Annotated in this window: 22 protein-coding genes and 6 pseudogenes; 18 read left to right on the forward strand and 10 right to left on the reverse strand. The window is 45.8% G+C overall.

The genetic code is table 11. The annotated features are described in order from the left end of the window. Positions 1-19 precede the first annotated feature (19 nt). The gene (locus OGV71_RS11350) at positions 20-1,003 is read right to left on the reverse strand and encodes a glycosyltransferase (RefSeq protein ID WP_181621032.1); all 984 of its coding nucleotides are present in this window, start codon (positions 1,001-1,003) and stop codon (positions 20-22) included. A gap of 178 nt (positions 1,004-1,181) precedes the next feature. Beyond that, positions 1,182-1,597 (reverse strand): annotated as a pseudogene (locus tag OGV71_RS25565) (DinI family protein). Between OGV71_RS25565 and OGV71_RS25570 the strand changes: the two are divergent. The 3 genes and pseudogenes from OGV71_RS25570 (at position 1,526) to OGV71_RS11370 (ending at position 3,154) form a co-directional block, all read left to right on the forward strand. After that, a pseudogene (locus OGV71_RS25570) lies at positions 1,526-1,757 on the forward strand (DNA polymerase V). The pseudogenes OGV71_RS25565 and OGV71_RS25570 sit on opposite strands and share 72 nt — an antisense overlap. A gap of 2 nt (positions 1,758-1,759) precedes the next feature. Continuing rightward, on the forward strand, positions 1,760-2,149 hold the full coding sequence (locus OGV71_RS11365; RefSeq protein WP_032949066.1) for a HumD family translesion DNA polymerase: 390 nt from the start codon (positions 1,760-1,762) through the stop codon (positions 2,147-2,149). Positions 2,150-2,587: 438 nt separating this feature from the next. Next, entirely contained in the window at positions 2,588-3,154 is a 567-nt protein-coding gene (locus OGV71_RS11370; protein WP_286533232.1) for a DUF4760 domain-containing protein, read from the forward strand. A 614-nt stretch (positions 3,155-3,768) separates the two neighbouring features. Here OGV71_RS11370 and OGV71_RS11375 read toward each other — a convergent pair. Next, positions 3,769-4,080 carry a hypothetical protein gene (locus tag OGV71_RS11375; protein ID WP_127649098.1) on the reverse strand — a complete coding sequence of 104 codons (312 nt, stop codon included), beginning with the start codon at positions 4,078-4,080 and terminating at the stop codon, positions 3,769-3,771. Between the two features lie 870 nt (positions 4,081-4,950). Between OGV71_RS11375 and OGV71_RS11380 the strand changes: the two are divergent. Further along, positions 4,951-5,124, forward strand: a pseudogene (locus OGV71_RS11380) (isocitrate/isopropylmalate family dehydrogenase); the annotation flags it as partial. A gap of 134 nt (positions 5,125-5,258) precedes the next feature. Here OGV71_RS11380 and OGV71_RS11385 read toward each other — a convergent pair. Then, the gene (locus OGV71_RS11385; RefSeq protein WP_204583704.1) at positions 5,259-5,768 is read right to left on the reverse strand and encodes a DedA family protein; all 510 of its coding nucleotides are present in this window, start codon (positions 5,766-5,768) and stop codon (positions 5,259-5,261) included. Positions 5,769-5,942: 174 nt separating this feature from the next. Beyond that, positions 5,943-6,185, reverse strand: a complete 243-nt coding sequence (locus OGV71_RS11390) for a DinI family protein (RefSeq protein WP_003840850.1) — start codon at positions 6,183-6,185, stop codon at positions 5,943-5,945. Between the two features lie 78 nt (positions 6,186-6,263). Here OGV71_RS11390 and OGV71_RS11395 point away from each other — a divergent pair. After that, positions 6,264-6,461 (forward strand): annotated as a pseudogene (locus OGV71_RS11395) (S24/S26 family peptidase); the annotation flags it as partial. A 112-nt stretch (positions 6,462-6,573) separates the two neighbouring features. Here OGV71_RS11395 and arsH read toward each other — a convergent pair. Beyond that, positions 6,574-7,272 (reverse strand): arsenical resistance protein ArsH, encoded by a 699-nt coding sequence (gene arsH, locus OGV71_RS11400; protein WP_286533234.1) that lies wholly within the window; start codon positions 7,270-7,272, stop codon positions 6,574-6,576. A gap of 85 nt (positions 7,273-7,357) precedes the next feature. Between arsH and OGV71_RS11405 the strand changes: the two genes are divergently transcribed. The 6 genes and pseudogenes from OGV71_RS11405 to OGV71_RS11430 all read left to right on the forward strand — a co-directional run bounded on the left by OGV71_RS11405 (position 7,358) and on the right by OGV71_RS11430 (position 11,089). Next, positions 7,358-7,678: a transcriptional regulator gene (locus OGV71_RS11405; RefSeq protein ID WP_003030762.1), complete on the forward strand. Its 321-nt coding sequence runs from the start codon at positions 7,358-7,360 to the stop codon at positions 7,676-7,678. Positions 7,679-7,722: 44 nt separating this feature from the next. Continuing rightward, positions 7,723-9,012 (forward strand): arsenic transporter, encoded by a 1,290-nt coding sequence (locus OGV71_RS11410; RefSeq protein ID WP_204583702.1) that lies wholly within the window; start codon positions 7,723-7,725, stop codon positions 9,010-9,012. 12 nt (positions 9,013-9,024) lie between these two features. Next, positions 9,025-9,450 (forward strand): glutaredoxin-dependent arsenate reductase, encoded by a 426-nt coding sequence (arsC, locus tag OGV71_RS11415; RefSeq protein ID WP_071696958.1) that lies wholly within the window; start codon positions 9,025-9,027, stop codon positions 9,448-9,450. Between the two features lie 282 nt (positions 9,451-9,732). Next, a pseudogene (locus tag OGV71_RS11420) lies at positions 9,733-9,807 on the forward strand (hypothetical protein); the annotation flags it as partial. A gap of 543 nt (positions 9,808-10,350) precedes the next feature. Beyond that, entirely contained in the window at positions 10,351-10,824 is a 474-nt protein-coding gene (locus OGV71_RS11425) for an Ail/Lom family outer membrane beta-barrel protein (protein ID WP_224773599.1), read from the forward strand. 10 nt (positions 10,825-10,834) lie between these two features. After that, a complete protein-coding gene (locus OGV71_RS11430; protein ID WP_071696957.1) occupies positions 10,835-11,089 on the forward strand; it encodes a hypothetical protein in 255 nt (84 codons plus the stop codon). Between the two features lie 60 nt (positions 11,090-11,149). On the opposite strand, the pseudogene OGV71_RS11435 reads toward OGV71_RS11430, so the two are convergent. Together OGV71_RS11435 and OGV71_RS11440 are read right to left on the reverse strand one after the other, a co-directional pair. Then, a pseudogene (locus OGV71_RS11435) lies at positions 11,150-11,251 on the reverse strand (cytochrome b); the annotation flags it as partial. A 104-nt stretch (positions 11,252-11,355) separates the two neighbouring features. Continuing rightward, positions 11,356-11,628 (reverse strand): hypothetical protein, encoded by a 273-nt coding sequence (locus tag OGV71_RS11440; protein WP_032949082.1) that lies wholly within the window; start codon positions 11,626-11,628, stop codon positions 11,356-11,358. A gap of 239 nt (positions 11,629-11,867) precedes the next feature. Between OGV71_RS11440 and pdeG the strand changes: the two genes are divergently transcribed. Together pdeG and OGV71_RS11450 are read left to right on the forward strand one after the other, a co-directional pair. Continuing rightward, positions 11,868-13,391, forward strand: coding sequence for a cyclic di-3',5'-guanosine monophosphate phosphodiesterase PdeG (pdeG, locus tag OGV71_RS11445; protein WP_204583698.1), 1,524 nt, complete (start codon positions 11,868-11,870; stop codon positions 13,389-13,391). A gap of 169 nt (positions 13,392-13,560) precedes the next feature. Continuing rightward, on the forward strand, positions 13,561-13,758 hold the full coding sequence (locus OGV71_RS11450; protein ID WP_204583696.1) for a hypothetical protein: 198 nt from the start codon (positions 13,561-13,563) through the stop codon (positions 13,756-13,758). 31 nt (positions 13,759-13,789) lie between these two features. Here the strand turns inward: OGV71_RS11450 and waaZ are convergent, their stop codons facing one another. After that, positions 13,790-14,566 carry a 3-deoxy-D-manno-oct-2-ulosonate III transferase WaaZ gene (waaZ, locus tag OGV71_RS11455; RefSeq protein ID WP_286533237.1) on the reverse strand — a complete coding sequence of 259 codons (777 nt, stop codon included), beginning with the start codon at positions 14,564-14,566 and terminating at the stop codon, positions 13,790-13,792. 424 nt (positions 14,567-14,990) lie between these two features. Then, positions 14,991-17,078, reverse strand: a complete 2,088-nt coding sequence (locus OGV71_RS11460; protein WP_204583694.1) for a TonB-dependent receptor — start codon at positions 17,076-17,078, stop codon at positions 14,991-14,993. A 394-nt stretch (positions 17,079-17,472) separates the two neighbouring features. On the opposite strand from OGV71_RS11460, the gene OGV71_RS11465 reads away from it, so the two are divergent. The 5 genes from OGV71_RS11465 to OGV71_RS11485 are packed head-to-tail and all read left to right on the forward strand — an operon-like array spanning position 17,473 to position 22,233. Beyond that, positions 17,473-19,095 (forward strand): ABC transporter substrate-binding protein, encoded by a 1,623-nt coding sequence (locus OGV71_RS11465; protein ID WP_204583692.1) that lies wholly within the window; start codon positions 17,473-17,475, stop codon positions 19,093-19,095. Next, the gene (locus OGV71_RS11470) at positions 19,095-20,069 is read left to right on the forward strand and encodes an ABC transporter permease (protein ID WP_032950851.1); all 975 of its coding nucleotides are present in this window, start codon (positions 19,095-19,097) and stop codon (positions 20,067-20,069) included. Before OGV71_RS11465 ends, OGV71_RS11470 begins: the two co-directional genes overlap by 1 nt. Next, positions 20,059-20,871, forward strand: a complete 813-nt coding sequence (locus tag OGV71_RS11475; protein WP_003030742.1) for an ABC transporter permease — start codon at positions 20,059-20,061, stop codon at positions 20,869-20,871. The genes OGV71_RS11470 and OGV71_RS11475 overlap by 11 nt, the downstream gene beginning before the upstream one ends. Then, positions 20,865-21,659 (forward strand): ATP-binding cassette domain-containing protein, encoded by a 795-nt coding sequence (locus tag OGV71_RS11480; RefSeq protein ID WP_204583690.1) that lies wholly within the window; start codon positions 20,865-20,867, stop codon positions 21,657-21,659. The genes OGV71_RS11475 and OGV71_RS11480 overlap by 7 nt, the downstream gene beginning before the upstream one ends. Beyond that, the gene (locus OGV71_RS11485) at positions 21,643-22,233 is read left to right on the forward strand and encodes an ATP-binding cassette domain-containing protein (RefSeq protein WP_204583688.1); all 591 of its coding nucleotides are present in this window, start codon (positions 21,643-21,645) and stop codon (positions 22,231-22,233) included. Before OGV71_RS11480 ends, OGV71_RS11485 begins: the two co-directional genes overlap by 17 nt. The last annotated feature ends 85 nt before the right edge of the window (positions 22,234-22,318 follow it).

Consider the following 22,318-nt stretch of genomic DNA (forward strand, 5'->3'; position numbering starts at 1 on the left):
AAAGTAGGCTGCATATTGTTTATACTTTGGTTCGATCAGATCTAAGCTGATATTTAATCTTCTTTATGAGGCAGTATTCTCGAATAAATAACAAATTAATTCTCTTGCTAAATTTTTGTGTGCCAGAGAATGGGGTAACTGCCTTTTTTATATAATGGATTTGTTCTTCGTTAAAGGAGCAATAACCATTGATTTTTGTGCTTATTCTTTTGGCTAGACTATATGTCTGATGAACAGAGGGTGCTATAGTCTCAATTTCGCTCTTGCCTTTTTTATTAAGTAATTCATTGAAAACTCCCATGGCACATATTATATCATCGATATCTTTTTTTCGAGGTGCGTTAGTTATACTATTTTTTCGTACTCGATATAAAACAAGAGTATCGGTCATACGTTTGATTTTTTTTGATAGAAGATATGTTTTGGGTATTAATGCTATATCTTCGTAATGTCTGCCAACTGGAAATCTTAACGTATTAAATATAAATCTTTTGTAAACTCTTGCCCATGGGAACCATTCATTTTTTAAAAATGTTTCACGAAGATTACTTATTGAATCTATTGTCAAAGTCTCGTTTGTAGATACGATTGACACTTCTGTTACTTTTTCCTTGTTGTCGTCATAAAATCTATTCGCATTAAACTCAATTAAATCAATATCATTAAGCTTTAGCGTTGGGTTGATCTTTTCCCAGAATGTTGAATCCCAAAGATCATCACCATCTAAAAATGCTAAATACTTACCTGAACATACATCAATACCTGTATTTCTGGCTGCAGACACCCCTTGGTTTGTTTGGGTTATTAATTTAATCGATTTGTTTTTATTTTCACTTATGAATAATTCTATTTCTTTAAGGGAATTATCCGTCGACCCATCATTAATCACAATGATCTCAACGCTATCATCTATTTGTGATGATACAGATTGCAAACATTCATAAATGTAATCTTGGCAGTTGTAGCAGGGGATTATGACGCTTAACAAGAAAGGGGTATCCATTAAATGCATCCTTGAGTTAAAAAATTAATCCAATTTAAACTTCTTACGAGGCTGATGACCTTCTTCGGCTTTTTATTTTACCATGCTGGAGTAGGAAATCATCGTGTAATTGCATACAGTCCAAGAGGATTTCCAGTAACAACGGGCTGTTCTTGTCCAGTATGGCGACTTAATATGTTTAATCTGAAACCAGCCACATATCCGCCTCTTCAAACATTTCCTGAACAGTACGACTTATCTGTTCCTTCTCATGCTTGCTGGCGTCAGTGTTGATCGCCGGCAGTGTCATCATCGGTTTAACCCGAACATCAGCATCGGGGAAGATCCGGTGAACCCTCTTAGTCAATTCTCCCAGAATGATATCTTTTGCTCCGGGCAAACCATCAAAATTCCTTTTGTCATAAACGAGTTCCACGAACATTTCTTGTAGCCTCTTTACTGTATGGATATGCAGTGTTTATGCTGTGTTTTTATCCGGTATTCAAGAGGGGTTAATTGATGCCACGACCCAGCGATATTGAAATGGCCTGGCATGCTTCGATACAGCAAGAACCTAATGGCCGGAAGACCGTCACCACACAGCGGTTTGTCCAGGAACTGAGCAAGGTTAACTGGAACTGGACGATGAAGCAGGCTAACGAATGGATCGAGTGGTATGTGACAACATTCCGCGATGTATCAACGTATCAACGTATCAACGCAGGAAGGGGAGAACCGTACCTTTCAGCTTTTCAATCCAAACGGAGGACTATAGCCATGGGCTTCCTTTCACCTGCCAGTGATTACGTTGAAACAAGGATTTCCCTCGATCAACAGCTAATCAGCCAGCCCGCAGCGACTTATTTCATGCGGGCATCGCGTTCACATTTCAGGGAAGGGATAATCCAGGGGGCACTACTTGTTGTGGACGCGTCGCTTTCAGCCTGTGATGGCTCGCTGCTGATATGCGCGATAGATGGGGAATTCAGGATCAAGCGATACCGAACTCACCCTCAGCCCCACCTGATAAATCTGGATAACGGGAGAAGAGAAGTGCTGCCAGAAGACGGTGATGGCTACAATTCTTCACACGCAATATTTGGTGTTATCACGTACATCATTAATGATGCCAGGAACGCGGAGTTTGATGACTGCCCAGTGATGTGAATAGCTGAAACTTTACGGTAAAGTCGATGTTTTGTGTCGGGGTTTTTCCCCAATTATTCCCCGTTGCTTCCCCGTTCATAAAACAGGCATAAAAAAACCAGCCGTAACAGGCTGGTTCTTCGAGGATTTTTGGTCGGCACGAGAGGATTTGAACCTCCGACCCCCGACACCCCATGACGGCGCGTACACATTCGTAATGATCTGGTAGTAAAGCCAGATCTCGCCGTAAAGGTTTAAAAGACGTTTCCAGTTTTCCAGACTCGCTCAGCTTCGACCCTACCTAACTGTTTTTAATGCCTCCCATCACCGATATCCATCCCTTGCCATGTCATTATCTTCCCGACAATAATAAGGTACCGGCATACCGGTCTGATAAGCTGAAGCGACAATATCCCCGGCGTGACCGTAAACTTATATTATTTCTGGCAGGAGCCTCACTTGAAATACAAATGGCATTTATTCTGGGCAATCATCATTCTTTGCGTCATTGGAACCGGGGGGCTTGCCGCGATTGCGTATACCAGTCTCCCCCCTTCAGGCAGTAGTGTATTTATTGAAGTTACGAAAACCGTCTCCCTGTGTCTAGGTGGACTCGGTGTCATACTGCCGCTGTATATAAATGCTACAAATGCAGTGGAAAGCCGGATGGCAGAAAAAATCGAGAATACGTTTTGCCTGATTGAAAAATGGGATGACCCTCATCTGTTCTCGGCCAGAAAATTGACTCGGGAAATAAAAGAAGCTAGGTCATCATTAAGTGATGACGATCTGGTCAAAAGAATCAAAGAAGATGAGGAGCTCAAACAGTCGGTTATCCTGGTCTCAAACTATTTTGAACAGGTCCGTTTCTCTGTGGTGAATAACCGTATTGATGTCGTTCAGTTCAGATCAGTTCTGGGGCCAGTAATCACGGACATTATCACGCGTTTTGAACCTTATTTTAAATTGTTCGGAAATCTATATATGGATGATTTAAGGCAACTCAAAATGCTGATGAAGGGCTGATGCACTAACCCCACATCCGGCGCACAGCTTCCCGACATTATCTGTATATCATGGTTTCATTGTCGAAAGCATGTTTATCCTTCTGGGGTGGCAAACAGAATTTGGCTACCTGAACGGAGGTGATATGCTCACCTCCGTTAAATATAGGTGTTCCAATGAAAAAATGAAATGAATGACTATATTTTGCTCATAGCAGACGCTTACATCAATTATGGCTAAAAGGCTGGCATGAGGGTATGTTGACAGGCCACGGTGAAAGAAAAGTGGGTCGTTGTCTGTGGTCGCATTGAGCCTGGAGAATGAGCGGAAACATAAAAGCCCGCATATAAGCGGGCTTTTATGTCACTCGGGAGCCGCGGCTCCTTAGCGTATCCTTTTTTGTCTCCTCACCGTCTGGTCGGTGCCTTGCTGATACTGCTAACTTCATGTTTTTGCTAGTGCCGTCCTGGCACTGTCCAATCATGATTGGTGGGCTGGCGGGAATTGAATCCACGGTTTTGTCAGAGTTATGAGCGATTTAGTTCATTACTTCGACGGCCGTCTGCGCCAAAGCGGACATATTATTACTAATGTAAATCAACCAACCGGGGACAGATCACCTGGCCTTGCTATTTTTACAATGCGCTATGAATAGCTGTAACAAGCTCTTCAACAGAAACATTTTGTAAGCTTAGTGAAACTGCATTTTTACTCTGCATAATTAATGAATTATCTAGAGGAATTGATGTACCAAAAATTGCCACAAGGTCTTTTGCTGGCACATCACTCATCTGGATTGAGTAGTTTTGGGTTAAATCGAGGTCAAGGGTTGCACCATTGGCGCACATGGTGCGGCAAGGACCATTCGGTTCATAATAGATAGCAATACACCCGTTTGGACAAGATATAGAACAAGATGGATGGCCAGGAGCAGTACAAGTTGTCATTGTTGTTTCCTCATTAAGTGATGGTTCTTCTTTCAAGGTTAAGTTGAGAGAGTCGGGAGCTCAGCTAAAATAACTGTCTGAAAAGATATTAACGACCTCTTTTATATATTCAAGAGGTAGCAAGTATTGTTGAATTTATTGTTTTTACACCCCCCCCCTCGCTCATTAAAAACCTTATGAGTGAAATCCAAAAAAAGTAACGTCATATCAAAACTCATGGTTCAGGAATGGAATGCTTTTCCATCAGAATAGGGGGGGTGAAGTTCTTATCTCTTACTAAATAAGACTCGGAAAAGTCTCATGGTTTAATTATGCAAGCCAAAGATAAAAGTTTGTATCCCTTTAATTAAATTGCCTATAGAGATTGATAATCTTCAAGAATTATTTACGGCTAGCTCATATGTTTTAATATAACCCTTCGTGATGAATTTTCATCACACCTATTAATGAAAAATTATTTTCACGATAGTACTATAAGGTGATTGAGCGTAGCGGCTAACAATTAGCTGTATCATTCCTTATTTAGGTACTTGTCTGAGCATTACTCTTTAATAAGGTGGGGTTTTACAACAATTTTTCTATAATGCATTCAAGGGATGCGGCCTCGTGGCAAAGCTGATTTAGAAGTTAATGTCCGCGCCTCTCGCATAGCGGTCTCAGCGAATATAAAAACTTCACCATCGAGGTTTGCCAATAGCGGTAGCGTGTTGCATGTGCTGGCGTGAAAAACTTGGATTCTTGGCGAAAACTCTACCCCAAAACTAAAATCAAAATTTATATAATCAACGAGTTGTAAAAGGTAACTACTAGCGGTTTTTGAAAGTAAAAAGTATAATAATTTCCATTTTATCAAATGGTTACTATGATTTTAGCAATGTTATGCTGCGCCACATGGGTTGGGTTGAAGCGGCTGACCTGATCGTTAAAGGTATGGAAGGCGCGATTAACGCCAAGACCGTAACTTACGATTTCGAACGTCTGATGGACGGCGCTAAGCTGCTGAAATGTTCAGAGTTTGGTGACGCGATCATCGAAAACATGTAATCCGCATTCTGGGTTGTATGAGAACGGGAGCCAGGTGGTTCCCGTTTTTTTGTGCCTGATAAATTCTTTCCCTGTCTTTTATCCGCCCAATACCAGGGGGTATCAGGGCTTGTTGTGGTCTATTTATGTTTGGTTTAGCTAAAAAAAGGCAAAACGAGACTAAAGCCTCCGACATAAAGCGCTGACCAGGTCGCCGCAGAGATCAGACTGACTGCATACACTTTCACTGGATGAAGATGCAACATTCCAGCAACTAATGGCACAATGTAACGCAGCACGGCAATAAAGCGCGAAGTAAAAAGTATCGGTACAGAACTGTTTTGCAACCGGCGTCGAACCCGTACTACTGTATCGGCATGACGCGACATGATGCGTGCCAGCCAGGGTAGATGTCCCATCATCATTCCAAGGTGATAATTAACAATTGTCCCGCACCATGCGCCAATCATTACAGCAATTCCTGCTTCCCATGGCGTAATAGTCACCTTGCCGACGGAAATTACAGCAACCAACATAACAGATGCTGGCGGTAATACAGCTGAAATGAGGAACGTAGATTTTACGAATGCGATTCCAAAAAGCAGGCCCCACAGGCTGAAAGGATGAAGCGCGAAATGGCTCATCAACGCGTTTACCCACTCCATCAATGCTTCTCCAGTTAAGGTTCCTTGGCTATTTAACCGCGATACGGCTTAATCAGGCCTCAACACAGATGAATTACTGACTGCTGCACTTAATCCCGGCTGTGACAGCTATCTGCGTATAGCAGCAGAATACAGTTGAGCGGGATAGGGTAAAGGAAGATGAATCGAACGCACTTAATCTGAAACCAGCCACATATCAGCCTCTTCAAACATTTCCTGAACAGTACGGCTTATCTGTTCCTTCTCGTGCTTGCTGGCGTCAGTGTTGATCGCCGGCAATGTCATCATCGGTTTAACCCGGACATCAGCGTCGGGGAAAATCCGGTGAACCCTCTTGGTCAATTCGCCCAGAATGATATCTTTTGCACCGGGCAGACCATCAAAATTCCTTTTGTCATAAACGAGTTCCACGAACATTGCTTATCGCCTCTTTGCTGGATGGATATACAGTATTTGTGCTGTATTTTTATCCGGTATTCAACAGAGGGCATAAACATGGGCTTTCCTTCACCTGCGGCAGATTATGTTGAAACACGAATCTCCCTCGATCAGCAACTAATCAGCCAGCCCGCAGCGACTTATTTCATGCGGGCATCGCGTTCACATTTCAGGGAAGGAATACTTCAGGGGGCGTTGTTTGTTGTGGATGCGTCACTTACTGCCTGCGATGGCTCATTGCTGATATGTGCAATTGTAAGTAGCCCGCATAATCGTGCCGTTCACATTTAGAGATCATCCGGCATAATCAATCTGCCAAAGCGGACATTGGTAAGCTCATGCAGTATGGATTCACGAAGAACATACGTTATATTTTGTCCTGATTGACACGGGATGAAAGCTCCTGATGACTCTCTTTTCGCTCGCTGTAACGATCTGCAAGATAACTGGTTTGTCCCTTAAGCAGCAGCGTGATTTTAAACAGCTCCTCGGCTACATCGACGATGCGGTCATACCATGAAGAAGGTTTCATTCGTCCGTTTTCGTCGAATTCTTGCCATGCCTTGGCTACAGAGGACTGGTTGGGGATCGTAAACATCCGCATCCAGCGACCAAGTATACGCATCTGGTTCACGGCATTGAAGGACTGTGAACCGCCGCAGACCTGCATTACCGCAAGTGTTTTGCCCTGCGAAGGACGAATCGCTCCTTCACTTAAGGGGATCCAGTCAATCTGCGCCTTCATGACTGCGCTCATAGCACCGTGCCGTTCCGGAGAACTCCACACCATCCCATCACACCATCTGACCAGACCGCGCAGCTCGGTGACTTTGGGATGCGTGTCCGGCGCATCATCCGGCAGGGGTAAACCGGAGGGGTTAAACAGTTTCACCTCCGCGCCCATCGCCGTCAGCAGGCGACCGGCTTCCTCCGCGGCAAAGCGGCTGTAGGAGCGCTCTCTCACTGAACCATACAGGATCATAATCCGTGGTGGCTCCTGCACGTTCAGGCGTTCAGCGATGTGTTGATCAAAGCATGCAGTATTCAGGGCAGGAAATTGTTCCATTTTTCTCCTCCAGAGAGAGCTGATGATTTCAAAGTTGATACATATGATTTACCATATGTGTATTCTAAAGGGAGCGGAGAGAAAAATGCTACAACCTGTTCAGCTTTTCAAAATCCTGTCAGATGAAACACGTCTCGCCATTGTCATGCTTCTGCGGGAGTCCGGAGAACTGTGCGTGTGCGATATCTGTGCAGCTACCGCCGAATCACAGCCCAAAATATCACGCCATATGGCCGTCCTGCGTGAGGCAAAGCTTGTTCTTGATCGTCGGGAAGGGAAATGGATCCACTATCGTCTCTCACCTCATATTCCGGCGTGGGCCGCTGAGACAATCACGACATCCTGGCTGTGCCTTCGGGAGGATGTACGGGAATGGTTGGCAAAGTCGGCCTGTACCTCATGCTGAGGCAGGAAAACATATTTATATAATCATATATAACGGAGTCTGAAATGTTTTTGGCAGGGAGTATATTTTTACTGACGCTGGTACTGGTTATCTGGCAACCCAGAGACCTGAGTATTGGCTGGAGCGCGAGTATCGGAGCTGCGCTGGCGCTGGGAACCGGAGTCATCCATATCGCTGATATTCCCGTTGTCTGGAATATCGTCTGGAACGCGACAGCGGCATTTATTGCGGTCATTATCATCAGCCTGTTGCTTGATGAGTCCGGCTTCTTTGAATGGGCCGCACTGCACGTCTCCAGCTGGGGTAACGGACGTGGCCGCCTTTTGTTTACCTGGATAGTCTTGCTTGGTGCCGCTGTTGCTGCGTTGTTTGCCAATGACGGCGCTGCGCTGATCCTGACGCCGATTGTAATTGCGATGCTGCTCGCACTGGGATTCAGCCAGGGCACGACATTGGCGTTTGTCATGGCCGCAGGATTTATTGCAGATACGGCCAGCCTGCCGCTAATTGTTTCTAACCTGGTGAATATCGTCTCGGCGGACTTTTTCGGTCTGGGCTTTACGCAGTATGCCTCCGTTATGATCCCCGTAGATGTGGCAGCGATTGCGGCCACTCTGGTCATGCTGCATCTCTTCTTCCGCAGGGACATTCCGGCGACGTATGACGTTTCGCTGCTGAAGACGCCTGCCAGTGTGATAAAGGATCCGGCAACGTTCAGGGCGGGCTGGATTGTCCTGTTATTGCTGCTTGTCGGTTTCTTTGTTCTGGAGCCACTGGGGATCCCGGTCAGTGCGATAGCGGCTAGTGGCGCAGCAATACTGTTTATAGTGGCGAAAAGAGGTCATGCCATCAACACCGGAAAAGTCCTCCGCGGTGCGCCATGGCAGATCGTTATTTTTTCGTTGGGTATGTACCTGGTGGTCTATGGCCTGCGCAATGCAGGGCTTACGGAGTATCTGTCTGACGTGCTGAACCTACTGGCAGAAAAGGGGTTATGGGTAGCAACGTTCGGCACCGGCTTCCTGACCGCGTTCCTGTCGTCGGTGATGAACAATATGCCGACGGTGCTGATTGGCGCACTGGCGATTGACGGGAGCACGGCGACTGGCATCGTCAAAGAGGCAATGATTTATGCCAACGTGATTGGCTGCGATTTAGGTCCGAAAATCACCCCGATTGGCAGTCTGGCAACCCTGCTTTGGCTGCATGTGCTTGCCCAGAAAAATATAACGATTACCTGGGGATATTACTTCCGCACGGGTATTATCATGATTCTGCCCGTGCTGTTTGTCACTCTGGCCGCGCTGGCGTTGCGGCTCTCCATCACTTTGTAATGAGATACAGATATGAGCAACATTACCATCTATCATAACCCTGCCTGCGGCACTTCTCGCAACACGCTGGAGATGATCCGTAACAGCGGCAACGAACCAACGATAATTTATTATCTCGATACGCCACCGACCCGTGATGAGCTGATTCAACTTATTTCAGATATGGGAATTACGGTGCGTGCATTACTGCGTAAGAATGTTGAGCCTTATGAACACCTGGGTCTTGATGAAGATAAATTTAGTGATGAGCAGTTGATTGATTTCATGCTTCAACATCCGATCCTGATTAATCGGCCGGTAGTCGTTACGCCGCTTGGCACTCGTCTTTGCCGCCCTTCAGAAATAGTGTTGGATATCCTACCGGAAGGTCAGAAAGGAGCGTTTACCAAAGAGGATGGCGAGAAGGTCATTGATGAAACGGGTAAGCAGATTAAGTAATCTGCCACTTCAAAATACCGGATGTCTGTTCACGCTATGCGGGCGTCCGGTTTTCGCTCAAATCGGACCTCTGCGGCAGCAACAGCTTTACCATCGAGGCTTGCCATTAGCGGTAGTGTGTTGAATGAGCTGGCGTGAAAAACTTGGATTCTTGGCGAAAACTCTTCCCCAAAACTAAAATCAAAGTTTAGATAATCAATGAGTTTAAAATGGTAGCTACTGGCTGATTTGAAAGTAGAGAGGATGATAATTTCAACTTTATCAAATGATTGCTATGATTTTAGCAATGTAATGCTGCGCCACATGGGTTGGACCGAAGCGGCTGACTTAATTGTTAAAGGTATGGAAGGCGCGATCATCGAAAACATGTAATCCAGATTCTGGGTTGTATAAGAATGGGAACCGATTGGTTCCCGTTTTTTTACCTGCAAAGTGCTTTCCTGGCACTCAGACTATTAAACTCATTTTAATAGCACTAAAGATTTAATTTTTATCTTTGTCATTACAGTTCTATTTATTGATAAAAGATATCCATATCTTTCAATATTTATTTAAACCGATTCGGGTATGAGAACTAAATATAATTGAGTGGAGTTTGTATATTATTAATTATTATATGTAAAACAGTCGTTTTAAAAACAAGAAAATATTGGGAGTATATTAAAAATGGTGCGTTTTAATGTTGTTTTACTCTAATGTTAAATCCATTTTTATCAACATGTTATGATAATTTATTATCCTGAATATTAATAATGTCCAAAAAAGAACATTTTTCTCGATTGATTTTTTATTACCTTTCTGTTTTTATCTTGGCGACATGTTTGAGAAATAAAATTCAAAGCATGACTCCTTGTTATGTATGTAACTTACTATTAGTTGATGATGAAAATGGTTATTAAAATGCTAAGTTTAAAAACAGGTTTAGTGGCTGTTACATTATGCTTTGCTATGACAGTTTATGCAGGAGAAAGCGTAGTCACCGGCGGTTATGTACATACCCGGACAGATGGACAGAACCTTAACGGTCTTAACGCTAAATATGGTTATACCCCAGATGAAAGTGATTTAGGCGTTATAACATCCTTAACTATTTCAGCAAATGACGATAATGATATAGATCGTGGTTATGGTTCTGCATTAGTCGGTGCAAGTTATAAAGTAAATGATGTGATAAAACCTTATGTAATGGTGGGTATTGGGAGAGGTGCGATCAAAGCTAATGGTGAAACTGATACTTCTACAGGTTTTGCCTATGGTGCTGGTATTCAGTTTACCCCCATTGCAGCTTTCACTGTTGATGCAGGCTATGAAGGTTCTAAGGTCTTTGGCGCACAGGCTAATAGTATTGTAGTCGGCGCCGGCTGGAAATTCTAAGGTTATTTATATGAATAAATTAATGATAATACTGGTTGCGTTTTCTACTGTTTCTTTGATGTCTGGTTGCGTATCAGAAGAACAACGCTTAGCAAAGTGCGAAGCGAAGGGAATTAGCCGTGATGTTTGTTATCACGAAGAAAAAGAATATTGGAATAATTACAGTGCTAATATGAGTCGACTGCAGGCTGCTAATACACAAGCAGAAGCTTTTAAAGAGTCTATGAGTGATCGCAAGAAACATAAGCATTATGATGACGATTAATATTTTAGACCACGTACATACTGTCTTTAGTGCTTATTTTCTTAACATTATAATCATTTATTAATTATTCAAATGCTTATGCTCAGGAATCACTCTCAAAAGCCTATTTTCTTTCTGTATATAGTGATGAAATAATGCAGCGCCAGCATGGACTGCAATCAGAAGCAACAGATATTAGCGAGTTGACTCCCCCCAAGGCCAGAGGTATTTATGATAACAATGGCCTTACTTTGGTTTGAGAAAAACGCTTCGCCTGCTGTATGCAATCATTCTTTTGATGAAAATTTGTACGGGAATACGTGCAGGGCATTGGCTGCAATGGGGTAAACACCAAGGCCTTCTGTTCGAGCTTTAATTTCCTCGAATGAGAGTGAAGGGGATGGTTCTCGTCCTCCCCACAGATTAATACCTTCAGGAACATCGTCCCGACTGTACTCCTCGGCGATCTCAATAGTTCCGCCGCTATTCAATTCGATCACGACGCTTTTTCCGTCAACAGGAATGAGATTCCCTTCATTGTCAGTGATAAAGATTTTCATTTGCTTACCTCTTATTAGTACATTCATATGATAGCAAAATTGGAAGGAGGGATGTCATTATCGTTATGATCTTTCCAGGACTAATTTTATATAAAAATCCATTTCTTATATTGTGGCTTTGGAAGTGTGACTGGACGCATGGCGACTTTTGATTCTATCTACCATGCTCTGTAGAGAGAAATGAGAACACGTCTATGCTCATCGCAACGACTGATCAGTTTTCGCCACAGGACATGAGAATGCGCAAAGTACTTTTACCGGTAACCGCTGCGGTGTGTCTTTTTTTGATCGGTGTTTTTATTCTTAATATGCAGCTTTGGTATTCCTCTTCGACAGAAACCCTTGGAGGAGCCAGATATGCCGCGAAAAATATGGATAACATACTGGATGAAGCTTTCCAGGCAACCCGAACCGCTAAGCACATCGCCGAAAAAAAATGCGATCTGGAGGGTCAATACCAACTTGGAACTGAAGCTGCACTTCGCCCTCATTTGCGAACGCTGATCATTATCCGACAGGGGAAGCTATGGTGTACGTCACTGCCAGGTAATCGGATCTTGCTTAAGCAAATTCCGGTGATTGCTGATACAAATTTGCTGCTTACTCCCGCAAGAAATACGGAAAATGAGATACCCGTTCTGCTGTATCAAACTCATTTTCAAACCAACCACATCATTGTCACCATTAGCGGGGTGCATATCCGTGGAGCATTGAATGTGTCGTTAAAGGGGGTGACATATTCACTACTCGTAGGTGACGAAGTGCTTGGTTTATTGGGCGATGTGAAAACCGTTACAGCAAGCTCACAGATGTCTGGTCAGGTGAATTCCGCAAAGTATCCGTTCAGCATTATTTATAATGAACCGCCATTATTTAGTGCAAAAAGGCTGGTTACACAAGGTTCAGGGATTCTGGTTTTTATCCTGTTAATCTCTTTCGCAGCCGCTTATGCCATTGATAAATATCTAAATAAGAACGATACCCCAGAAGAAACGTTGCGCAGAGCGATAGTAAAAGGAGAGATCGTGCCTTTTTATCAACCTATCGTAAATGGTCGTGAGGGGACATTACGCGGTGTTGAAGTGCTGGCCCGATGGAAACATCCAAAAGCCGGATATATCTCTCCTGCCTCCTTCATTCCCGTCGCCGAAAAATCAGGCCTGATAGTGCCACTAACTCAAAGTCTGATGAGGCAGGTTGCGGCGAATATGAACGCCATTACCAGCAAGCTGCCATCTGGATTCCATGTCGGTATTAACTTCAGCGCATCCCATATCACTTCCCCTACATTTGTGGAGGAGTGTCTGAAATTCAGAGATAGCTTCAGCCGCCATGATCTCAACCTGGTGATTGAAGTTACTGAGCGTGAGCCATTACATGTAGATGAAGAGCTTGTGCAGAGGCTCAATATCCTGCATGAAAATGGCTTTGTGATTGCGCTTGATGATTTTGGTACGGGCTATTCTGGGCTTTCTTATTTGCATGACCTGCACATTGATTACATTAAGATCGATCAGAGCTTTGTGGGAAGGGTTAATGAGCTTCCCGATTCAACCCGAATTTTGGATTGTGTTCTCGACCTGGCGCGCAAGCTGTCTTTAAGCATCGTTGCAGAAGGAGTTGAAACGAAGGCTCAGCTCGATTATCTCAACAAAAACAACATTGTTTTCCTGCAAGGGTACTATTTCTATAAACCAGTGGCCTTCACTGAGTTCGTCATGATTCTGCTGGCAAAGCCTAAAGTGAAGGTTTTTGTCGAATAAATACAGGATAACCTTATTGATGAAAAGGGAGCATGAAATCTGCTTCGGGAGTAAAAATCCGACGATTATCTTTATCGTGAGACAAATCTCAGATTCTGTTATTTAAAATCTATACCCTTATCGATATGGTGGTTATTTGTGTTTTCATATACAGCAACTGGATAATGGCATGACAGATATAACATTCGCGATGGAGCGTGATTCAAGTCACAAAGCGGCGAAAAAAAAGTTGGATGTGCGAAACAATACGAAGTACGCAAACCGCAACCAGCTTGCGATTGCCGCAGTACTGTTTTTAGGTGGTATCGTCGGGGTTATTGTTTTGGCATTGTATCTAATGGCGCAAGAAGGGGTGTTTCTGTATTAATTGTTTAAATATTCTTACCGTTGGTGTATTGCTAGTAGGAGGTGGAACAAGCTACTTCTTCTGTATTGATGAACGGAATAACATCGTAGGGAATAGCTGTTTGTGGAGAAAGATTGTAGATCTTACCGTCATAGTGGCTACTTACATAAGAAAATGACCTTAATATAAAGCTAAGATCAGCGGGTAGAGTCGTGGGTTGAGCGTTAACTTCATTGTAAAACCGTTTACAGCTACCTTTCAAATCTAAACCTGAAAAAATTATTCTTTCAAATTTTAGACTAATGGCTATTTGTAACGCGCTAAATGCGACCGTAGCACTACCAAAATGACCATGTGTCACATCAGCTGAAAATGCAATTGTTTTCACTTTTCTGAATGCAGAGCATTTAATTCGGAGATTCCTGTTAGTCATTGTTTTTATTTTATAGCGAATCTTTCTACCGATACCACCTCTGGATTTGCAAATGTCCTTTAACAGAAAACATGTGTTGAGCAAGTTCTCTGCCTCTGTTGAATCAGCTCTTTTAATAACATCTTCACTAATAAAGGTATGCTGGGCATAGGTGCTATATTTATAAAATAATTCTTTGTTGTTTTCATAAAAAGAACCGTCACAAACAACATAGATAAATACAGGGACATTGTTGTTAATTAAATAGCCTGCGCTACCATTTACGCAAATGCAGCTTTTACTACGTATTATCTCAAGGGGCGTATTTAATGATGAAGGTCCAGACAAGTAAATAATACAATCATCGGAAACTCTTTCACCCATTATTCCATTAAGTATTTCGTGTGTGATGAGCATGGCAGTTACCGTGGATGTTATTTTTGAAATAATAACATTGAGTATCCGTTCCAAATCAAAGAAGATGTTTCTTTTTGTTTTTCAAACTTGAAGAATTGATTATGTGAATGTGTTTTTATTATTATTTTGATAAATGTTTTTTTGAGAGTAAGGTCTGGTAACTCAGAAAAATATGATGATGTTGGCTTTTGTTTTTCGGTTTTTAAAATCTAGGCATTTGTTGTGTGAATAAATCTGATTCTGGTGTTCTTGCCTGGTAAGAATTTAACATGAAAATTAGTTACTTTTAGTTACAGGTGGCTGAGAGTGTTTTAATCATATCCTTATAAAGAGTGCGATTTTATAACATCATCCGCCTGTTATTTGATGTAACATAATTCCTGACGGGCTATCAATTCCAGTCCGTCAGGAAGGGAAAACAACATTAGAACTGATAGTTTAAAGATACCCAGTAGTTACGACCCGGGTTTACGTATCCGGTGGTGGATTGTGCAGTCTGATAATAATCACCTGCGTAGGTGCTATTACGGCCCACCTGGTAAAGTTTAACCTCGCTAAAGTCTTTATCCAGCACGTTATTAACTGCCGTATTAAGTGTCAGATCTTTGGTCAGTTTGTAAGACATTCCCATGTCCAGGACGGTCCAGGCTTTTAAATTAGCACCTTTATCGTCATAGACGGCTTTTTGTACTGCGCTGAGATTGTCGTAATTTTCCGTGAAGCGTGGGGCCTTACCGCGATAACGTGCGTTCAGCCAGGCGTTCATATCTTCCGTTGCCTGCCAGTTCAGACGGGCGTTAGCCATATGCTTTGGTGTATAGCTTAACGGCGCGCCTTTATTGTCACCATCTTTTTGCTTGCTCTGAGTATAGGTGTAGTTGAGAGATAAGGTCAGCACATCCGACCATAGAGGGAAGGTGCTGGCAAATTCAACGCCATCGGTCCTCGCCTTGCCGCTGTTGGTATAACTGTTGGTATTATCATCGATAGAATACGAGACAATTTTATTTTTGTATTCAGTATAGAAGCCGGTAATGTTGGCGTTAAGCCCGGCGTTGTTCTCGTAATACAGTCCGGTTTCGTAGCTGATGCTTTCCTCCGGTTTGAGGTCCGGGTTACCGACTGTATTCACCGTTCCCTGCGCGGTTACACCGCTGATCCCGTCATGTAACTGGCTCAGTGATGGTGCTTTATAGCCAGTCGTTACGCCGCCTTTGAGCGTCCATTCGTCGGAAACATCCCAGACCATATAGGCTCGTGGGCTGAGATGACCGCCAAAGACATCGTTATGCTCATAGCGTGTTCCTGCGGTTAAGGCCAGCGAATCGAGAATATGCCATTCATCTTCCGCATAGGCTGCCCACGTTTTTTGGTGGAACGTCTCGCCGGTATTGGCCAGCACCACACCATCTTTCATTCGTGCATCCCAGTATTCCCCGCCGAGGGTTAAGAGGTGCGAATCACCTAGTGGCGTCAGCAGCACGGAGTCCAGAATGACGTTGGTGTTCTTCAGTTCACGCGCGTCACCGGCCCGACCTGCGTTCTCTGGCGTGAGTGCGGAGGAGACCAGTTGTCGGCCTTTGTTCTCGGTCTCATTCCAGCCGAGGGACGATTTCCAGGTGCCAAACGTTAAGGCTGTATCGTGGCCGAGGGTCACTTTGTTACGCTCATAGCGCAGCGTTTTATCATAACCTCCCGTCAGGTTACCCAACTGACCGTCATTGTTGTCATAACGCTGTCTGGCGGAGTCGAGATCCAGCCACAGCGTATTGCTTTCATTGGCTTTCCAGTCGAATCGCGTGCCAATATTGTAGTTTTCCGACTCGGTTGGATAAGGTACGCGGGTGGAAGAGGTATCGCTCAGCGAAGTGACGCTGGAACCCTGACGCTGGGTTGTGCTCCCCCGAACCTGCATATCCAGTACGCCCGCGATTAACGGGCCGCTTGACCAGAAGTTGGCGACCGTACTGTTACCCCATTTATTACTCTCTTGCAGGTTAACGCCGGTATTGATGGAAGTGCTCCATTTATCGGTGCTTTTTTTGGTGATGATATTCACCACGCCACCGATTGCGTCGGAGCCATAAAGCGTCGACATCGGGCCGCGGATAACCTCAATATGATCGATTGCCGCCAGCGGGGGCATAAAGCTGGTATTCATGGCAGAGAAGCCGTTTGGCGTCACGTCGCTGCTGCCGTTTTGACGAATACCGTCAATCAGGATCAAGGTATAGCTGGCGGGCATGCCACGGATGCTGATCTCCAGACCGCCAGTTTTACCGGTGCTGCTTTCAACATCTACCCCTTCAACAGAACGCAGGGCTTCACCTAAGTCATTATATTTATTGGTTTGTAACTCTTGCTGCGAAATAACAGAGACGCTGGCGGCGGCATTGGTGATTTTCTTTTCGTAACCGGAAGCGGTTACCACCATGACATCTTCAGCAAATACCAGGGGGCTGGAAAATCCTAAACAGGACAGAACGACAGAGGCAACAGGTTTTAAACGCATAGTCAAACTTCCTTTGTTAAAAATCAAAGGCAGTAAGATAAGTGATCGTAATGATAATACAAATAATTATCATTACAAATTTACATAACTTGTCACTTCTGGTGTTTTTTTTGAATAAATATACATAAATTGTCATGAATTTTAGATAAGGGAATAGCGGGGAGGGTAAATAGTCCGCATGGGTAATTATTAGATAGGGATTAATATTCTTTGAATAAATGGCGAGGGATTAATCTATATTCTGAGATTCACATCGTACTCATAACGGAGTATCAGAAAAAAGTATGATAATTTTAGAAAATCGTCATACTTTTCTGCGCCGCATCATTTTTTTCGTCATTTCTGTCCGCCATAATCCCTTCCCCAGGAGACTGCTTAACGACTGTAAATCGTTATGCAGCATAAAAATAACGTAAAACTGGATAACATAATGATCAAAGGCAAGCTGGCACTGCTTACGTGCGCATTGGCTCTCGCATTAACCTCACCACTTCTCGCCGCGCAAAATGCGAGCGAAGGGCAGACGTTAAAACTGGCAATTGGACCGGAGCCAACGGAAGGTTTTGACCCGATGCTGGGCTGGAGTCATGGCAGCTATCTGCTTTTGCATGCACCATTATTAAAACAAAATGCAGATATGAGCTGGGGAAACCTGCTGACGGAAAAAGTAGAGACCAGCGCAGACGGCAAAACCTGGACGTTGACGTTAAAACCTGACCTTAAATTCTCTGATGGTTCGCCGCTAACCGCTGAAGATGTGGTGTTCACCTATAACAAAGCAGCAAAAAGCGGCGGCAAAATCGACATGGGAAACTTCACCCATGCCAGTCTGAAAGATAACCGCACGGTAGAAATTACGTTGCGTAGCCCGCAAAGTACCTTTGTGAACGTGCTGGGTTCATTAGGAATTGTTCCGCAAAAACGGTATGACGAAAATACATTCGCTAAAAATCCGATTGGCGCGGGTCCGTATCGACTGGTGAGTTTTCAGCCGGGGCAGCAGTTGATCGTTGAGGCTAACCCCTGGTATGCCGGTAAGAAAAATGATTTCAGTAAGCTGGTGTTTGTCTTCCTTGATGAAGATAACGCTTATGCCGCAGCGCGTAGCGGCCAATTGGGACTCGTACGTATCGCGCCGTCGATGGCGGTCACTCCTCAGCAGAAAAATTTGAAACTTTGGGTACGCGACAGCGTGGAAAACCGGGGCATTGTGTTCCCGATGGTTCCTGCAGGTAAAAAAGACGCCAATGGCTATCCGATTGGGAACGATATCACTGCCGATGTTGCCATCAGGCGCGCCATCAACTACGCCATCGACCGTAAGCAGCTTGCCGATCAGGTCATGGAAGGTCATGCGATTCCGGCGTATAGCGCGGTTCAGGGTCTGCCATGGCAGGGACAATCAGTTGCGTTCAAAGATGGCGATAGCGAAAAAGCGCGAACGATTCTGGAAGAAGCCGGCTGGAAGGTGGGTAAAGACGGCGTACGTGTGAAGGACGGTAAAGAGGCTCGCTTAACGTTGTGGTACGCCAGCGGTGACAGTACACGCCGGGATTTAGCCGAAGCCGTACGTGCGATGCTGGAGCCAGTGGGTATTCAGATTTCTCTGCAATCCGGGAGCTGGGAAACTGTTGAGCGGCATATGCATGCCAACCCTACGCTGTTTGGCTGGGGAAGTCTGGATCCGATGGAGCTTTTCCATCACTACAGTAATCAGGCTGCGGGCGTGGAATACTACAATCCAGGCTATTACAGCAATCCTGTCGTTGAGCAGCATCTTAAACAGGCTATTGACGCTCCGGACTGGCAAAAAGCGTTGCCGTTCTGGCAACAAGTTGAGTGGGATGGCAAGCAAGGGGCTGGCGTGCAGGGCGATGCGGCCTGGGCATGGCTGCTGAATATTCAGCATACCTACCTGGCAAATCCGTGTATTGACTTAGGTAAAGGCGCACCGGAGATTCACGGTAGCTGGTCACTGCTCAATAATCTGGACGAATGGACCTGGACCTGCCGTTGATGAAGTCTGTTGTGGGCCATTTTCTACGGCTGATGGTGTTATTGGTGCTGGTTGCGGCTGGCACTTTTATGCTGCTCAGCTTTTCTCCGGTCGATCCGATTCGGGCTTATATCGGCAACGATCTCCTGCATGTGCCGCCGGAGCAATATGCGCGTATCGCGGCTCGCTGGGGATTGGACCAACCGCTATGGGAGCGTTTTGGTCACTGGTTTGGCCGTGTATTACAGGGCGATCTCGGCTATTCAATGTTGTTTAACGCACCGGTTGCCAGCGTGATCAAGGAACGCTTTTCTACCTCGTTTGCGCTGCTTGGTGGCGCGTGGCTGCTCTCTGGCATATTGGGAACGGCAATGGGGTTTGTCGCGGGTCGCTATCTGAATCGCTGGCCGGATAAAGCAATCTGTCGCCTCAGTTATCTGCTTTCTTCGCTGCCGACCTTCTGGATTGGCATGCTGTTGCTGGCGTTATTTGCCGTGCGCTGGCCGGTATTTCCGGTCTGCTGCGCGTGGGAGCCGGGCAACAGCGGCGATATGGCGACGCTGACTGAGCGTCTGCGCCATTTGGTGCTTCCCGTTTGCGCGCTCAGTTTGCTGGGATTGGGACAAATTACGCTTCATACACGGGAAAGCATCGCCAGCGTGATGAAAAGCGATTTTGTCCGTTTTGCGCGTTCTCAGGGAGATAAAGGCTGGTCACTGTTACGCCATCAGGTTCTGCGTCATGCAATTACGCCTGCGCTGTGTTTGCAGTTTGCCTCGCTGGGGGAGCTGTTGGGAGGCGCATTATTGGCCGAAAAAGTCTTTGCTTACCCGGGACTGGGGCAGGCCACTATTGATGCTGGATTACGTGGAGATCTGCCGTTACTGATGGGAATTGTATTGTTCAGTACCGTATTGGTGTTTATTGGTAACTCGCTGTCTACCTGGCTTGTCCGTATGTTGAACCGTGCTCTGGAACGACCTGATGCTCTATAACCCGACGCCGACGCTGATTCGTCTTTTGCTCTCATTTAGCTGCCTGTTATTCATTGCAGTGTATGGTGCCGCAATGCTGGATAACCCGTTGAGCGTTAATCTGCTTGCCCGGCATTTACCGCCTGATGCGCTGTACTGGTTTGGCACCGACAACCTTGGTCGCGACCTGTGGATCCGTTGTTTTCAGGGTGCACTAACCAGTCTGCAAATTGGTATTGGTGCGGCGTTGTGCAGCGGTTTCATTGCGTTAGTGATGGCGGCGGTTTCGCGCATACATCCGCGTCTGGATGTGCTTATGCGCCTGATTACCGATGCCATGCTGTCGATGCCGCATCTGCTGTTGCTCATTTTGATCTGTTTTACGCTGGGCGGTGGGAAAAACGGCGTGATTATGGCGGTTGCGCTGACCCACTGGCCGCGTCTGGCGCTGATCCTGCGTGCTGAAGCGCAGCGCGTGGCCCACAGTGACTACTTGACGCTGACCTGGCGTCTGGGACACGGCCATTTTTACTGCTGGCGACATCACTATCTACCCGCCTTATTACCTCAATGGCTAACGGGAACACTACTGATGTTTCCCCACGCGGTGTTGCACAGTGCGGCGTTAAGCTTCCTCGGTTTTGGGCTGGCACCGCATGAACCGTCACTGGGACTGCTGCTGGCGGATGCGCTGAGATTTATCAGTCATGGCGATTGGTGGTTGGTGCTGTTTCCGGGACTGATGTTGTTCAGTCTGGTGATGTTATTCGATCAGCTCGCAAGGGCGGTACATCGTTTATGGTTACGAGGTGACGCATGTTGAGTTTAAGACAGGTCTCGCTGGAGGTGGCGCGTTATCGCTGGTACGGCGCGAGAAACTGGTCTTCGCTGTTGCAGGATATCTCTTTCGACGTGGCACCGGGTCAAATGGTGGCGTTAGTGGGAGGAAGCGGGGAGGGTAAGAGCCTGCTGCTGCAATGCCTGCTCGATCTCTTACCGGAGAATTTGCGCTTCCAGGGCACTATCACGCTGGAGGGCAAAACGCTGAACAGCGATGATATTCGCAAATGTCGTGGCGATACCTTCAGCTATGTCCCGCAAGGCGTTCAGGCGCTTAACCCGCTGCTCTCGATTGAAAAGCATCTGCGCAGGGCATGCCAGCTTTCTGGCCAGCAATGGAATGCCGGAAAAATTGAACGATTGCTCCAGCGTAGCCGACTGGAAAGTCGCGTATTAGATGCTTTTCCGCGCCAGCTTTCAGGCGGTATGGCGAAACGTGTCCTGGCCTGTCATGCGTCTCTGAGTCAGGCTCGCTATATTCTGGCGGATGAGATTACCGCCTGGCTTGATGCATCTCTGGCTAATCAACTCCTTGAACAGTTGCGTGAGCAATGTGAGCAAGGGGCTGGCGTTTTATGGGTAACGCATGACCTCACGCTGGCGGCCCGCCATGCGGATCGTATTGTCGCGCTGCATCAGGGAAGGGTGTCGGATAACGTCAGCCGGGAACAGCTGTTACGCGGAGAGATTAGCGAACATCTGCAACGACAATGGCGGGCGCTGCCTGAAAGAAATCAACTTTTTGGAGAGCGCAATGTTGTGCTGTCGTGATGTAACAATCCGTCAGGGAGAAAAGGTTCTGTGGCAAAATCTGACCTTCTCTCTACACCCTGGAGAACTTATTGGGATTTGTGCGCCAAGTGGGACGGGCAAAACGACGCTGGGACGCGTGCTGGCGGGCTGGCAGAAACCAACTTCGGGTGACATTCTGGTTGATGAACAACCGTTGCCGATGCACCAGTATTGCCCGGTGCAACTGGTGCCACAGCATCCGGAATTAACTTTTAACCCCCGACGCAGCACCGGTGATGCGGTTCATGATGCCTGGCGACCGGATGCTGAAATGCTTACCCGTCTTCACATCAACCCAGAGTGGTTAACTCGCCGCCCCGGACAACTTTCTGGCGGTGAACTGGCGCGAATTGCTTTACTTCGTGCGCTGGACCCGCGGACACGTTTTCTTATTGCTGATGAAATTACAGCCCAGCTCGATCCTTCTATTCAACGGGATATCTGGGCGCTGCTGCTTGAAGAATGCCAGCGTCGACCGTTGGCTATGCTGATTATCAGCCATCAGCAGGCCCTGCTTGATCAGCTTTGTTCCAGCAAACTCATTGTAACGTGAAATGAGATAGAGGCTTGTAGTTGGTCTATTGATTAAATTGATACGTTATATTATAACATTTCACTCGCAAATGATTTGAGGGTGA

The sequence above is a fragment of the Citrobacter sp. Cf088 genome (assembly GCF_030334295.1).
Classification (GTDB): domain Bacteria; phylum Pseudomonadota; class Gammaproteobacteria; order Enterobacterales; family Enterobacteriaceae; genus Citrobacter; species Citrobacter freundii.

Bases quoted from the DNA above. Each gene is read 5' to 3' on its own strand.
- OGV71_RS11350 (WP_181621032.1), bottom strand. From the start codon at position 1,003: ATGGATACCCCTTTCTTGTTAAGCGTCATAATCCCCTGCTACAACTGC.
- OGV71_RS11365 (WP_032949066.1), top strand. From the start codon at position 1,760: ATGGGCTTCCTTTCACCTGCCAGTGATTACGTTGAAACAAGGATTTCC.
- OGV71_RS11375 (WP_127649098.1), bottom strand. From the start codon at position 4,080: ATGACAACTTGTACTGCTCCTGGCCATCCATCTTGTTCTATATCTTGT.
- OGV71_RS11385 (WP_204583704.1), bottom strand. From the start codon at position 5,768: ATGGAGTGGGTAAACGCGTTGATGAGCCATTTCGCGCTTCATCCTTTC.
- OGV71_RS11390 (WP_003840850.1), bottom strand. From the start codon at position 6,185: ATGTTCGTGGAACTCGTTTATGACAAAAGGAATTTTGATGGTCTGCCC.
- arsH (WP_286533234.1), bottom strand. From the start codon at position 7,272: ATGGAACAATTTCCTGCCCTGAATACTGCATGCTTTGATCAACACATC.
- OGV71_RS11405 (WP_003030762.1), top strand. From the start codon at position 7,358: ATGCTACAACCTGTTCAGCTTTTCAAAATCCTGTCAGATGAAACACGT.
- OGV71_RS11410 (WP_204583702.1), top strand. From the start codon at position 7,723: ATGTTTTTGGCAGGGAGTATATTTTTACTGACGCTGGTACTGGTTATC.
- arsC (WP_071696958.1), top strand. From the start codon at position 9,025: ATGAGCAACATTACCATCTATCATAACCCTGCCTGCGGCACTTCTCGC.
- OGV71_RS11425 (WP_224773599.1), top strand. From the start codon at position 10,351: ATGCTAAGTTTAAAAACAGGTTTAGTGGCTGTTACATTATGCTTTGCT.
- OGV71_RS11430 (WP_071696957.1), top strand. From the start codon at position 10,835: ATGAATAAATTAATGATAATACTGGTTGCGTTTTCTACTGTTTCTTTG.
- OGV71_RS11440 (WP_032949082.1), bottom strand. From the start codon at position 11,628: ATGAAAATCTTTATCACTGACAATGAAGGGAATCTCATTCCTGTTGAC.
- pdeG (WP_204583698.1), top strand. From the start codon at position 11,868: ATGCGCAAAGTACTTTTACCGGTAACCGCTGCGGTGTGTCTTTTTTTG.
- OGV71_RS11450 (WP_204583696.1), top strand. From the start codon at position 13,561: ATGACAGATATAACATTCGCGATGGAGCGTGATTCAAGTCACAAAGCG.
- waaZ (WP_286533237.1), bottom strand. From the start codon at position 14,566: ATGCTCATCACACACGAAATACTTAATGGAATAATGGGTGAAAGAGTT.
- OGV71_RS11460 (WP_204583694.1), bottom strand. From the start codon at position 17,078: ATGCGTTTAAAACCTGTTGCCTCTGTCGTTCTGTCCTGTTTAGGATTT.
- OGV71_RS11465 (WP_204583692.1), top strand. From the start codon at position 17,473: ATGCAGCATAAAAATAACGTAAAACTGGATAACATAATGATCAAAGGC.
- OGV71_RS11470 (WP_032950851.1), top strand. From the start codon at position 19,095: ATGAAGTCTGTTGTGGGCCATTTTCTACGGCTGATGGTGTTATTGGTG.
- OGV71_RS11475 (WP_003030742.1), top strand. From the start codon at position 20,059: ATGCTCTATAACCCGACGCCGACGCTGATTCGTCTTTTGCTCTCATTT.
- OGV71_RS11480 (WP_204583690.1), top strand. From the start codon at position 20,865: ATGTTGAGTTTAAGACAGGTCTCGCTGGAGGTGGCGCGTTATCGCTGG.
- OGV71_RS11485 (WP_204583688.1), top strand. From the start codon at position 21,643: ATGTTGTGCTGTCGTGATGTAACAATCCGTCAGGGAGAAAAGGTTCTG.